We start from the raw sequence: 12,558 nt of genomic DNA on the forward strand, positions 1-12,558 counted from the left end.
GTGAGACTCAAAGCGCTCAAATCTACTACCGACGACCGAATGGTATGCGTTTCAAAACAACTTCCTTCCTCTCAATGGCAGCCTCAAGCGGCTCTGACAGCGTCGCACCAGGCCTTACCCAGAGATGAAATTCTCGCCCGGTCAACTTTGCGTGCGCGGCATAGTCCTGCAATTGCTGCGTATAGGACAGATACTTTACATTCTTCACCTCTGCCAGAGTCGATCTTGTCGTCCCATCAGGGATACGCCACCGTCCGCTAATTTTGAAAGGCACCTTCCCACCGATATCCGCGACACTTCGTACGGCAGCTTCGCCCCTTCGCCCCTTTGCTCCAGAGCTCACCCGATCGATCGCTCGGACTAGCGGCCGACCAGCCGCGCGTGCGTAGTATTGCACCCCACGCCCCGCGATGGCCTGGCCCTCGCGACGCACGATCCGCGAGGCTGCGCCGAGCAGAGAGCGCCCCGTGTTGACCACGGCCTGGGGGTTCTCCATAACCATCTCGACGGCGATGGCGCCTGCTGCCCCTGCCATGCCCGCCGAGCTGTCGGACTTCACCCCGGACAACTGCTCGATTCGCCCGGTGGGGTCGGCCAAGACGGATTCGCCCCTCCTGGCGGTCCCGGACAACAGGGCATTCGCGCAAGCAGATCCGACCGACGTTGGCGCCAAGTCCGCGAAAGTACGTGGCGGACAAGCCGGTCCAGCAGGTCCGACCGACCCAAGCCGGACCGACGTTGGCCCGAACTCGAGCAGGCGACGGCCTGGCCGAGCCACCCGTTGGGCCTGGCCGGGCCACCTTGGCCACACACGATCTCCCTTAAATTCAGCCACTTCGTGTTGGCCCACGACGTGAATAAGGGGAGGTATGTCCAACCCTCGCCGTATCGTCCCGGGCACCACCTACCTCGTCACGCGCAGGACCATCCGCCGCTATTTCCTCCTGAACCCGGACAAGAGGCGGCTCCTGCTCGCGTTCTATTGGTACGTCACGGCCGTGCTCGCGGCGGAATTTGGCATACAGGTTCACGCAGCGCAGATGCTCTCGAATCACCTTCACGAGGTGCTCACGGACACGCGAGGAAGGCTCCCCGACTTCCTTTCGCAGCGAAATCGCCTGCTCGCGAACGCCATCAAGGTGCTGCGTGGGTGGCCCGGGGAGGTCTTCTCGCGCGAGGGCACGAGCGTCGTCGCGCTCTATGGTGAGGACGCGGTGCTGCAGAAGATCGGGTATACGCTCGCGAACGTGGTCGAGGCCGGGCTCGTCGCGAGCCCCGAGGATTGGCCGGGTGTCACGCTCGCTGCGACGGACATTGGGACGCGCACCATTCGTGTCTCGCGGCCCGATCTGTACATCGACCCGGAGAACACGCGCTGGCCGGCGGCTGCGGAGATTTCGATCACGGTGCCGCGGTCGCTCGAGGCGAGCTCGGGGCACGAGGGGGCGCGGGAGCGCATCGTGTCCGCGGTCAACGCGGCGGTGGAGAAGGCGCGCATCGTGGCCCGCAAGGCGGGGAAGTTCGTGCGCTCGCTCGAGTGGATCTTCGCGGTGCCTCATACGACGCGTGCGTCGTCGTTCGAGGAGATGGGGGCGCGGAATCCCAGCTTCGCTGCGGGCGGGAACGTCGAGATGGCCGTGCGGGCCATGAAGGAGCGCGCTGGGTTCTTGGCGGCGTACCGGGAGGCGCTTGCGAAGATGAGGAGCGCCGTGCGGGATGTGTTCTTTCCGGAGGGGACCTGGCGCCTCTTTCGCGAGCTGGGCGTCAATGTCATTTCAACCACTTAGCGCCAACGTCGGTCGGATCTGCTGGCCGCTGCTTCGCACGACCTTCATGGACCGCCGAGGCGAAGGCGTTTCCCTCATTTTGGACCGTAGCGAAGCGCTCTCCGGAAAGAAGCCGAGCTACGAGCTCATCGCAGACCAAGAGGTCTGCCTCACCGTTTGGGCCGCCCTCCCACCCGAGCAGTAGCCTCCGCCCTACCCCCTCTTCGGCGAGAACAACCTCCCGACCGGGAGCTCGATGGCCTCGAACGGCTCGATTCGCGCGACCGAGGTGTCGTCGTAGGTGCCGACCTCGAACCAACCGCCTTGGGCGCCGTCGTAGCGGAGCGCCTCCAAGGTGCGCGCCTCGGGATCGATGAGCCAGTAGTAGGGCACTGCGTAGTTGGCATAGAGCCGGCGCTTCGTGACGCGGTCGTGCGCGGCGTTGCTCGGGGAGAGGATCTCGCAGACCCAGTCGGGGACGACCTCGATCGGGCGAACGTCGGCCGGATCGTCGAGCCGAGCACGCCTCCATCCGGCCAAGTCCGGTCGCACGATGTCGTGCACACCCAAACGAACGTCGACCTCGGGGAGTATCCACCACCCTCCGGGCCCACCGAGGCCGTCGTCGTCGTCGAACGGGCCACCGATGAAGCGCCCCGCCGCGCGCTGGGCCCGGGCGTGCCGCGGGAGAGGCGAAGGGGGCGTGACGAGCACGCCGCCGACGATCTCACCCCGCTGCTGCTCGGGGAGCGAGGAGAGCGCCTCGTAGGTCTCGAGCTTCGACGCGCGCTGCATGACCCAAGTGTAGCAGCAAGTGATCTCGCGACACGAGCCCCCACCCTCACAGCCAACGGCGCCGGCGGAGCACCAGCGCGAGACCCGTCGTGACCGCCGCCGAGAGCCCGAGCACCCCGTACAGCGACCAGGGGTGGCCCGCGAGCGGGAGCGGCACGTTCATGCCGAAGATGCCCGCGAAGAGGGCCGGCACCGCCACGAGCAGCGTGAGCGCGGCGATCTGCTTCATCGCCACGTTCAGGTTGTTCGACACCACCGTCGCGAGCGCGTCCATCGTCTCGCCGAGGAGCGCCTTCTTCGTGCGCGTCATCACGGCGGCCTGGCGGAGCTCGACGAGCACGTCCCCCACGAGGGTGCGATCGTCTTCGGTGAGGCCGAGGCGCGCGTCGTCGAGGGCGCGCTCGAGCACGAGCGTGTTCGTCTGGAGGGCCACGTCGAGCAGCACGAGGTGCTTCTGGTGGTCGAGCAGGGCCATGATCTCGTCGTTCTCGAGCGACGCACGGAGCTTGTGCTCGAGGCGCCTCACGTCGTGCTCGATGGCCTCGAGCGTCTTCACGAACCTGTCGGCCACACGTTCGGCGAGGAGCAGCGCGAAGCGCACGGCGCGCGACGGATCGACGTGGGCCTGCGCGAGCTTCTCGGGGATGGTCGTGTCGGTCGCCGAGATCGTGACGATCGTGCCGTTCGCGAGCGTCACGACGCCGATCGGCACCACCGCGGCGTCGGCCGTGGCCGACACGGGCGCGCGCAAGACGAAGAGCCGCGCGCCGCTCGGGTGGTGCTCGACGCGGGCGAGCTCGTGGGCGTCGAGGGCGTCCGTGAAGAGCTCCGAGGGCACACCGAGCTCACGCACCGTGCGGGCCTCGGCCTCGGTCGGCGCGACCACGTCGACCCACGACGCGGCGGCGGGATCCCCGCGGGTGAGCGAGCGTGTGACGGAGTCGTAGACGGTGATCACGCGGGGCCTCGGGCGAACCTAGCCTATCTCGCGAGACCCGCCTACGCTCGAGCCATGCGAGCCCCCCGCCTCGTCACGGCGATCGCCGCGTCCGCCAGCGTCGTCGCCCTCGCCGTAGGCTGCACACCCAGCCCGAGCACGAGCGAGCCTGTCCCGAGCCTCGCCGCTCCACGCGCGTCGACCAGCGGCGCCAGCGGCGACTCCCAAGCCCCCTCCGCGAGCGCGGCGAGCGTCGCCACGATCCCGGCCTCTCCACAAACGCCCGAGGCCGGCGTGCACCCATCGTCGACCACGTGCACGGCCGACGACGAGTGCGCGCTCTCCACGTTCCCGGGCTGCTGCTCCTGCTGCCCCTGTGCGCCCATCAAGGCCACTACCAAGGCCGACCTCGCCGCCCAGGAGCGCACGTGCGCCGTCAAGGAATGCGAGAGCTGCGCGAACGTGAAGGTGAAGTGCGCGGCGTGTGTCTCCCCGGCGCGCGAGGGCATGCGTGCACGGTGCATCGATCATGCGTGCACCCTCGTCGAGACGCGCGCGAGCCGCGTCGACGTCCCCTGCACGAGCGAGGACGACTGCTGGCTCGACGACGAGCACCGCCCCGTGGCTCGACCGCGCGCCCTGAGAGGCAAGAGGCTCACCCCGTGCAAGGGCACGGAGCACACCCCGGTATGCGAAGGCGGCGTCTGCGGCGCCCGCCATTGGAAGTGCTGATCGAGCCGCGCCCTACTTCTTCTTCCCACCACCCCACGTGCTGTGGCCCATGCAGAGGCCGTCGGCGTACGTGATGCGGTGGGCCTCGTCGGGGCCGAAGCTCTTCGCGAGCTCCTCCTCGAACACCTTGATTTGCTGGGTCGAGGCCAACATCATCCGCGTGAGCGGGGGCATCTTCTCACCGGCCGGAGGGGTCTTGAGGCCCGCGCGAATGTCGACGGCAAGCTGCTGCGCCTCGGTGCGCGCCTTCGGGTCGGTCTCGCTGAGAAAGTCCGAGACGAGGTGCATGCACGAGTCGACGCTCATCTTGTCGGTGAGCTCGGACTTCCCGAGCACCTCTTGGCAGATCGGGCGCATGTTCTTCTCGCGCCACTCGGCGACCTTCTTGTACGCGTTGGCGATGGTGTCGGCGTCCTGAGGCGCGAGCCCGAGCTTGTTCACCACGTCCGCGTCGGGTTTGTACCCTGCCTGCTTCGAGCACGGCACGCGGTACTTGAGCGTACCCTCCTTCGCGAGCGCGACGAGGTCGTCCTGCGAGAGATCGAAGTCGTTCTTGGCGGGCGCGCCGTCGGCCCCCTTCTGCTCGGCCTTGAGCTTCTCTTCGGCCTGCGACAGCTTCTGCTCGAGGTCCTTCTTTTGGGACTCGATCGTCTCGAGGCGCTTCTTCATGTCGCTCACGGTCACGACGAGGCTCTTGTTCGCCTCTTCGAGCGGGGCGTCTTGCGAGCCCGCGGCCCCGGCGGCGCCGAGCTTGGCCGACGTCACCACCACGCCGTCCGCGTCGGACACGTCGGCGCTCTCGCCCGCCTTGAGCGTCACACGCTCCTGCGCGTGCGACACGGCGACCTTGCCCTCGTACACGGCGACCGACATTCCCAGCGCCAGCGCGGCCCCGAGGGCCCCCATCTTCACGTCTCGTGCTTGCATCTCGTCACTCCTCCCAGAGGCCTTTACGTCCACTCGAAAACACGTCCCCGTCACGTCGACGTCGCCCGCGGCGGTGTGCACCCGAAAGCCACCGCCCGGCTCGACGCGGTAAAACACGTTGCCCTTCGTCTGATCGACCGTGCCCCCGCGGAACGAGAGGCGCGCGCCCGGCTCGAGCACCGCCACCGCGCGGTCGCCGATGCGGACCTCGGTGCGCTCCGTGTCGGCCGAGATCTCCCCCGACACTGGCGGGCGCGACGTCACCCAGAAGAGCGCACCGGCCGCGAGCGCGAGCGACGTCACCACCGCCGCGAACGTACGGCGCCGAGCGAGAGGCCGTGGAGCCTTCGCGGGCTCATCCCCTGCCCCCGCGCTCCCCGCGCTCCCCTCGGCACGCGGCGTCGCGGTCGCTTCGCCCTTCCCTTCGGAGAGGGCCTTTCGCACCACGCGGTCGGCAAACCCGGGCGGCGGCTCGTCGGCGTCCCACGCCGACAGATCGAGATCGTCTTCGTTCTTCATGGCGAGCCCTCCGCTTTGGGCCCGAACGCCGCGAGCGCGGCGCGCATCTTCTCTCGGGCACGAAACACCTTGGTCTTGGCGGTGGCCTCCGGCACACCGAGCACCTCGCCCACCTCGGCGAGCGAGAGGCCCTGCACCTCCGCGAGCACCAAGGCCGCGCACTGATCGTCGGGGAGCGCGCGGGCCGCCTGCTCGAGCGCCGCGCGGAGCTCCGTACGGGCGCGATCACGAAAGGGGCTCGAGGCGCCCTGATCCGAGACGGCCTCGACCTCGGCGTCGGGGGCCACGGCGATCTTCCGGCGCTTGCGCTCGTCGAGGGCGAGCCGCGTCACGATCGTGAGCAGCCACGTCGACACCTTGGCGGGCCCGTGCGGATCGAACGAGGGCAGCGCGCGATAGGCCCGGAGGAACGCCTCTTGGGCGAGGTCCTCGACATGGGGCCCGCGCCCGAGCATGCGCGAGAGCAGGCCGAACACGGCGCGCTCGTTCTTCACGACGAACGCGCGGAACGCCATCGGGTCCTGAGCGACGAGCCGCTCGAGCTCGCCGCGTGGGCCCACGCGTTCGTCCGCCGGGGAGGTGTGAGGCATGGCCATCGTCATCATGGGGCAGAACCCGCGTCGTCGGGCCCATGCGTTCTCACGACGAAGGGGCCCCGAGGTTCCCCGCGGGCCGCGTTTTTTCTCCGGCCCGGTATTCCCTATGGGTTTCAGGCACTTGCAGGCACGGTGGGCCGGGCTCCTTGCGCCGTTGCAAGTAAGCAGTTACTTACTTGCGCATGGGCGAGCAGCGCCGCAAATCCGAGGACAGGCAGGTCGAGCTGGCCGACGCGGCCTTGCACATCATCGCGACCAAGGGCATCGCGGCGCTGTCGACACGCAGCCTCGCGGCCGAGGTGGGGCTCAGCACGGGCGCCATCTTCAAACACTTCGCCTCGCTCGAGGCGCTGCTCGACGCGGTGGTCGGGCGGGTCGAGAGCGTGCTCGAGGCGACGTTCCCCGACCCGAGCCTCCCCCCTCTCGAGCGCCTCGAGCGCTTCGTCGCGGCGCGCAGCTCCGCAGTGGGCAAGCAGCTCGGCATCCTCAGGCTCGTCCTGTCCGATCAGGTGTCGCTCGCGATGACCAAGGGCGGCTCCGAGCGGCTCGCGGCCTGCGTCGCGAGGACGCGCGCGTTCCTCCGCGCCTGCATCGCGGAGGGCCAGGCCCAAGGCACCATCCGCGGCGACGTTCCCGAGGCCGCGCTCACCGCCGTCGTCATGGGCACGGTCCAAGTGCTCGCCCTCGCCAACGGGAAGGTCAAAGAGCGCGAGCTCGAGGCCAAGGCCGTGCGCGAGGGGCTCCTCACCCTCCTTACGCCACCCAGAACCGAGGCCGCGCCTCGAAAGAAGCCATCGTGACGAAGCTCTCCGTCGCTCTCTCCCTCACGTTCGCCCTCTCGTCCCTCTCCGCGCTCGGGTGCGCGGCGCCCCCGCCTCCCCCTCACGCGGGGCCGGCGCCCTTCGGGACCGAGATCCGCGTCGTCGAGCTGCCCGTGTCCCCCGGGCCGGGCGAGCCTCGCGAGGCGCGCGTGATCGTCGACGAGCCCGCGCTCAAGCTCGCGACCATCGTCCTCCGGAATGGCACGGAGCTCCCCGAGCACCACTCGGCGGTGCCGGTCACCATTCAGTCACTCAAGGGCAGCGGCACCGTCGTGGCCGGGAAAGAGCGCCTGAAGCTCGATCCGGGGCACGCGGTGGTCCTCGCCCCGAAGGTGCCCCACTCGGTGCTCCCCGACCCGGGCACCGACCTCGTCTTGCTCGTGCACCACATGGGCCGCGGAGAGGAGCATCACCATTGAAGACCGGGCGCTACAACGTGGCTGTCGGCCTGTTCGTCATGGCAGCGTTCATGGCGTACGGCTTCCTCCTCATCTACCTCCGCGACTTCGCCCCCGACAAAGAGGCGTGGGTCGCGAGCTACTCGCAGGGCAAACACTTCGAGGCGAGGCTCGCGCACGTGCACGGGGCGCTCTTCGCGACCCTCAACGTGGCGCTCGGCTTCGTGCTCGCGAAGCTCGACACGGCGAGCGACAAGGCACGCTCCGCGGCCGCCGCCCTCGGCATCGGCGGGCTCCTCATGCCCCTCGGGATCCTCGGTGAAGTTTACCTCGGGCTGTCGCCGGTGTTCGTGCTCCTCGGGGCGATCGCGATGACCGCGTCCGTGGTCGCCTCGGGCGTGCTCTCGCTTCGCCACTGGGGCGAAGGCTCCACCTCGAAAGGAACGCCATGAGCTCCGATCCCCTCGCCACGAACGGAGAAGAAGCGCGCTGGCCACGCGCGAGCATGATCGTCCACGCCGCGGGGGCAGCCCTCGTCATCGGGCTCGCAGGAGCCGGGTTCGTCATGTCCGACGCCCCCGCGGGCTCGGGGGCACGGCTCCTCCTCTCGCGACTGCATACGCTGCTTGGCGCGGGCCTCATGATCCTGACGGTGGCGAGGCTCGTCTTGCGCGCGCGAGGGCCAAAACCACCGCCGCTCGAGCTCCCCCCCGTGCACCGTATGGGCATGGGCTTCGTCCACGTGTTGCTGTACGTCGTCACGTTCGCGATCGGCGCGAGCGGCTTCGCCACGGGAGCGACGAGCGCCTGGCCGGACTACCTCGGCGGTCGCCTGCCCGAGGCGCCGGACCTGCACGCGCTCGTGCCACGGCAGGCTCACGAGGCGCTGGTCTTCGCCTTGCTCGGCCTTGTCTTCGCCCACGTCGCGGGCGTGATGATTCACCAGGTCCGCAAGGGCGGCGTGCTCGGGCGCATGATCCCGTTCCTCAAGTAGGGGCGGGGCTCGTCGCCTACCGCGCGCGCTCGTGGCGGAGGGCGTGGTCGATGAGCACGAGGGCGCTCATCGCCTCCACGAGGGGCACGGCCCGCGGCAAGACGCACGGGTCGTGGCGCCCGCGGCCGCGCAAGGTCGTATCTTCGCCGGTGCGGGTGACGGTGCGCTGCTCGTGCATCACGGTGGCCGTGGGCTTGAACGCGACGCGGAAGTACACGAGCTCCCCGTTGGTGATGCCGCCCTGCACGCCGCCCGAGCGGTTCGTCTCGGTGCGCACGCGGCCGTCTTTCATGAAGAACGGGTCGTTGTGCTCGAGGCCCGAGAGCTCGGCGCCGGCGAACCCCGACCCGATCTCGAAGCCCTTGCTCGCCGGCAGGCTCAGCATGCCCTTCGCGAGATCGGCCTCGAGCCTGTCGAACACGGGCTCACCCCAGCCCGGCGGGCACCCGCGCACGACGCACGTGACCACGCCTCCGACGGAGTCTCCGCCTTTTCGCGCGGCCTCGATGCGCTCGATCATGCGCGCGGCCACCTCGGGGTCGGGGCAGCGCACCGGGGTCTCGTCGACCTTCTCGCGCGTGACGGTGAGGTCCTCGTTGGGGCACACGATGGTGCCCACCTTCGACACCCACGCGACGATCTCGACGCCGTAGCGCAAGGCCAAGAGCTTCCGCGCGATCGCCCCCGCGGCCACACGCGCCGCCGTCTCTCGCGCGCTCGTGCGCCCTCCGCCGCGGTAGTCGCGGTGGCCGTATTTGGCGTCGTAGGTGTAGTCGGCGTGGCTCGGTCGGTACTTCTCGGCGACCTCGCGGTAGTCGCCCGAGCGCTGGTCCTCGTTGACGATGCGGAGCGCGATGGGCGTGCCGAGGGTGAGCCCCTCGAAGACGCCGCTCTCGATGTGCACCGTGTCCGACTCTTTTCGCTGGGTGACGAGCTTGCTCTGGCCCGGCGCGCGCCGATCGAGATCGGGCTGGATGTCGGCCTCGGAGAGGGCGAGGCGCGACGGGCACCCGTCGACCACGGCCCCGATCCCGACGCCGTGCGACTCGCCCCAGGTGGTCACGCGAAAGAGGTGCCCGAAGGTATTGCCCACGGAAACACTCTACAGGGAGCGGCCGCCCACGGGTGCCCCGTGACACCGAGCCCCGCGCCGCACCATGCACACGATGGCGCGTAACAGACGAGAACCGTTGGTGTTTTCGACGGTTGGCGAGGCTCAGACCTTACGCTGGTGGAACGCCCAGGCGTCGCCCACGATGCCGAGCAGATCGGCGCGCTTCGCCTTCCACCCGAAGGTGGCCTCGGCCTTCTTGGCGCTCGCCACGAGCACGGCCGGATCGCCGTCGCGGCGGGGCTTCATGCTCACGGGCACCTTGCGCTTCGTGACGGTCTCGACCGCCGAGATGATCTCTTTGACCGTGGTGCCGCGGCCGGTGCCGAGGTTGTACGCCCCCGAGGCGCCGCCGCGCGCGAGGTGGTCGAACGCGGCGAGGTGGGCGTCGGCGAGGTCGAGCACGTGGATGTAGTCGCGCTCGCAGGTGCCGTCGCGTGTGTCCCAGTCGTCGCCGAAGACGCCGATGTCGGCGCGCTTGCCCGCGGCCGCGTCGAGCACGAGCGGGATGAGGTGGGTCTCCGGATCGTGGCGCTCGCCGAGGCCCGCCGCGGGGTCGGCGCCCGAGGCGTTGAAGTAGCGGAGCGCGGCGTATTTCAGGCCGTACGCGTCGTGGTAGCGGCGGAGCGCGTGCTCGATGAAGAGCTTCGACTCGCCGTAGGTGTTCACCGGGCGCTTCGGGTGGTCCTCGTCGATGGGGGTGTACTCGGGATCGCCGTACACGGCCGCGGTAGACGAGAGGATGAACGTGCCGACCTTCGCGTCGAGGAGCGTCTCGAGGAGGGCGAGCGTGGCCACGAGGTTGTCCTGGAAGTACATCCGGGGCTTCACCATCGACTCGCCGACCTGGATCTTCGCGGCGAAGTGGATCGTGCCCTCGACGGCGTGGTCGGCCACGATCTTGCGGACCTTCTCGCTGTCGCGGATGTCGCCACGGACGAAGCGGGCCTTCGGGTGCACGGCGTCCTCGTGGCCGCTCGAGAGGTCGTCGAGGACGACGACGTCGCGCCCCGCCGAGACCAGGGTCTTCACCATGTGCGAGCCGATGTAGCCCGCGCCGCCCGTAACGAGGATGCTCCCCATGAGGGCTCGCACCTTAGCAGAGCCCCGGCGCACGCCAGCGGGTGCTTTCGGCGGGGGGAAGAGCGAGATCGAACGAATTCGCACACTTGGCGCCAACGTCGGTCGGTCCCGCCCATCGACCCCGGGGCCCAGGGCAAAAAAAAAAGACCCGGCGGGGAGCCGGGTCTTTCGACGGTGGGCGAACAGGGACTTGAACCCTGAGCCAATGGATTAAGAGTCCACTGCTCTACCAATTGAGCTATTCGCCCGTCGGTGAGGGCGCCTTGGTACGCCCCCGGGCCATTCGAGTCAACGAAAAAAAGACAGCCCCTCCGGCCGAGGCCTCACACCCGCGTTTTCAGGCGCGCTTCACCGTCATGCGGCCGGTGAGGTCGATGCGGTGGAGGAGCGGCTTCTTCGGCTGCTTCGCGAAGTACTCGTCGACGGCCTTCCGGGCGCCCTGCCAGTAGCCGTAGTCGTCGAGGATGAGCACGCCCCCGTCGACGAGGCGCGGGTAGAGCACCTCGAGCTCGTGCTTCGTCGACTCGTACCAGTCGGTGTCGAGGCGCAAGATGGCGATCTTCTCGGGGGCCGCCGCGGGGAGCGTGTCCTCGACCTTGCCCCGCACGAAGTGCTGCCGCTCGCCCGGGTACCCGGTGCGCCCGACGTTCTGGCGCACGTCCTCTTCGCCCGCGATGCACCAGACGCTGTTGCCCTCCTTGCGGGCCGTGGCGTCGAGCATGGAGTCGGCCGAGCGGCCGTCGAACGCTTTGTCGTGCTCGGTCGCGGGGCTCATGCCCTCGAAGGTGTCGCACAGGTACAGATCGCGGATGCTCCCGAGGGAGAGCAGCGTCTTCGCGACGACGACCATGCTGCCGCCGCGCCACACGCCGCACTCGACCACGTCCCCCTCGATGCCGTTGCCGACGACGTAGCGCACGGCGTCGCGCAGGGCCACGATGCGCTCGGGGCTCGTCATGGTGATGTCCGCGACCGACTCGCAGAGCGCGACGTCCTCGGCGGAGAGGTCGGGGGGGTAGGTGACCTGCTCGACGGCCTGGCGCACCCAGTCGTTCGCCTTACGGGGAAAGAAGCGGCTCATGACGCTGCGCGGGGCGAGGGTACGGCTCATGACGATCTCCTGGATTTTTCCTTGCCGAACACGTCGGCGAGCGCGCTCAGTCGCGGATGGGGCGGGCCACGACGACGTACATCGCCGCGTTGTCTTGGGTGATGCCGCTCGGGGTGACCAAGTCCTCCACGATCATGCGGAGGTTCATGAGCGTCGCCATGGGCGGTACGGCGACGCGCCCGAGCAGGGGCACCGCGTTCAGGGCGTGGCGGAGCCCGAGGAGGCGGAACTGGGTCGTCCAGGCCAAGGGACCGACGGCGCCCTCGACGTGCTCGACGACGTAGCCCGCCGACTCGATCGTCCTCACGAGGCCCGGGCGCGTCCACCTGTGGAAGTCCGTCGGGTGCGGGTGGTAGAGCCACGTGCCGTGCGTCGAGAGGAGGAGCCTCCCGTCCGGCGCGAGCAGGCGCTTCGCCTCCTTCAGATAGGCGTCTACGTCCCACACGTGCTCGAGCACCTGGAAGCTCGCGACCACGTCCGCGTGGCCGTCCGGGAGCGGGATGGGCTCGCCCGGGACGATGCGCACGTCCGGATCGCCGTCGATGTCGCACCCGACGTACGTCGCGCCCTGCCCCTCGAAGAGAGAGACGTAGGGGCGGTCCCCGCAGCCGAGGTCCACCACGCGGGAGCCCGTCCGGAGCCCGAGCTTCGGGACGCACGCCTCGATCGCGATGCGGAGCGCGCGGAGCACGTGGCGTTGGTGGTCCCAGATGGGCGGGTCGAACCGGGTCTTGCCCTCATTCATGCGCGCCGTCTCTACCACAGAAG

Annotated in this window: 15 protein-coding genes and 1 tRNA gene; 6 read left to right on the forward strand and 10 right to left on the reverse strand. The window is 69.1% G+C overall.

What is annotated here, in order from left to right; translation table 11 throughout:
- Positions 1–25: 25 nt before the first annotated feature.
- Complete coding sequence (locus IPK71_02430; protein MBK8212581.1) at positions 26–598, reverse strand: hypothetical protein; 573 nt, start codon at positions 596–598, stop codon at positions 26–28.
- A 271-nt stretch (positions 599–869) separates the two neighbouring features.
- On the opposite strand from IPK71_02430, the gene IPK71_02435 reads away from it, so the two are divergent.
- Positions 870–1,787 (forward strand): transposase, encoded by a 918-nt coding sequence (locus IPK71_02435; protein ID MBK8212582.1) that lies wholly within the window; start codon positions 870–872, stop codon positions 1,785–1,787.
- Between the two features lie 192 nt (positions 1,788–1,979).
- Here IPK71_02435 and IPK71_02440 read toward each other — a convergent pair whose 3' ends face one another.
- Entirely contained in the window at positions 1,980–2,561 is a 582-nt protein-coding gene (locus IPK71_02440) for a Uma2 family endonuclease (protein MBK8212583.1), read from the reverse strand.
- A gap of 46 nt (positions 2,562–2,607) precedes the next feature.
- Positions 2,608–3,519, reverse strand: a complete 912-nt coding sequence (locus IPK71_02445; GenBank protein MBK8212584.1) for a magnesium transporter CorA family protein — start codon at positions 3,517–3,519, stop codon at positions 2,608–2,610.
- Between the two features lie 54 nt (positions 3,520–3,573).
- Between IPK71_02445 and IPK71_02450 the strand changes: the two genes are divergently transcribed.
- Positions 3,574–4,230 (forward strand): hypothetical protein, encoded by a 657-nt coding sequence (locus tag IPK71_02450; protein ID MBK8212585.1) that lies wholly within the window; start codon positions 3,574–3,576, stop codon positions 4,228–4,230.
- A 12-nt stretch (positions 4,231–4,242) separates the two neighbouring features.
- Here IPK71_02450 and IPK71_02455 read toward each other — a convergent pair whose 3' ends face one another.
- On the reverse strand, positions 4,243–5,676 hold the full coding sequence (locus IPK71_02455) for a FecR domain-containing protein (GenBank protein ID MBK8212586.1): 1,434 nt from the start codon (positions 5,674–5,676) through the stop codon (positions 4,243–4,245).
- A complete protein-coding gene (locus IPK71_02460) occupies positions 5,673–6,266 on the reverse strand; it encodes an RNA polymerase sigma factor (protein ID MBK8212587.1) in 594 nt (197 codons plus the stop codon). Before IPK71_02460 ends, IPK71_02455 begins: the two co-directional genes overlap by 4 nt.
- Before the next feature lie 188 nt (positions 6,267–6,454).
- Here IPK71_02460 and IPK71_02465 point away from each other — a divergent pair, with 188 nt between their 5' ends.
- The 4 genes from IPK71_02465 to IPK71_02480 are packed head-to-tail and all read left to right on the forward strand — an operon-like array spanning position 6,455 to position 8,485.
- Entirely contained in the window at positions 6,455–7,072 is a 618-nt protein-coding gene (locus IPK71_02465) for a TetR/AcrR family transcriptional regulator (protein MBK8212588.1), read from the forward strand.
- Positions 7,069–7,512 (forward strand): hypothetical protein, encoded by a 444-nt coding sequence (locus IPK71_02470; GenBank protein ID MBK8212589.1) that lies wholly within the window; start codon positions 7,069–7,071, stop codon positions 7,510–7,512. Before IPK71_02465 ends, IPK71_02470 begins: the two co-directional genes overlap by 4 nt.
- A gap of 38 nt (positions 7,513–7,550) precedes the next feature.
- A complete protein-coding gene (locus IPK71_02475) occupies positions 7,551–7,943 on the forward strand; it encodes a hypothetical protein (GenBank protein MBK8212590.1) in 393 nt (130 codons plus the stop codon).
- Entirely contained in the window at positions 7,940–8,485 is a 546-nt protein-coding gene (locus IPK71_02480; GenBank protein MBK8212591.1) for a cytochrome b/b6 domain-containing protein, read from the forward strand. The genes IPK71_02475 and IPK71_02480 overlap by 4 nt, the downstream gene beginning before the upstream one ends.
- A 16-nt stretch (positions 8,486–8,501) precedes the next feature.
- Here the strand turns inward: IPK71_02480 and aroC are convergent, their stop codons facing one another.
- The 5 genes from aroC to IPK71_02505 all read right to left on the reverse strand — a co-directional run bounded on the left by aroC (position 8,502) and on the right by IPK71_02505 (position 12,535).
- Positions 8,502–9,578, reverse strand: a complete 1,077-nt coding sequence (aroC, locus tag IPK71_02485) for a chorismate synthase (protein ID MBK8212592.1) — start codon at positions 9,576–9,578, stop codon at positions 8,502–8,504.
- A 123-nt stretch (positions 9,579–9,701) separates the two neighbouring features.
- A complete protein-coding gene (gene galE, locus IPK71_02490; GenBank protein ID MBK8212593.1) occupies positions 9,702–10,679 on the reverse strand; it encodes a UDP-glucose 4-epimerase GalE in 978 nt (325 codons plus the stop codon).
- Positions 10,680–10,854: 175 nt separating this feature from the next.
- Positions 10,855–10,927, reverse strand: a tRNA-Lys gene (locus IPK71_02495).
- An 89-nt stretch (positions 10,928–11,016) separates the two neighbouring features.
- Positions 11,017–11,790: a class I SAM-dependent methyltransferase gene (locus tag IPK71_02500; GenBank protein ID MBK8212594.1), complete on the reverse strand. Its 774-nt coding sequence runs from the start codon at positions 11,788–11,790 to the stop codon at positions 11,017–11,019.
- A gap of 46 nt (positions 11,791–11,836) precedes the next feature.
- Positions 11,837–12,535, reverse strand: a complete 699-nt coding sequence (locus tag IPK71_02505) for a class I SAM-dependent methyltransferase (GenBank protein ID MBK8212595.1) — start codon at positions 12,533–12,535, stop codon at positions 11,837–11,839.
- Between the last annotated feature and the right edge of the window lie 23 nt (positions 12,536–12,558).

The organism is Myxococcales bacterium (assembly GCA_016712525.1).
Taxonomy (GTDB): Bacteria; Myxococcota_A; Polyangia; order Polyangiales; family Polyangiaceae; genus JAAFHV01.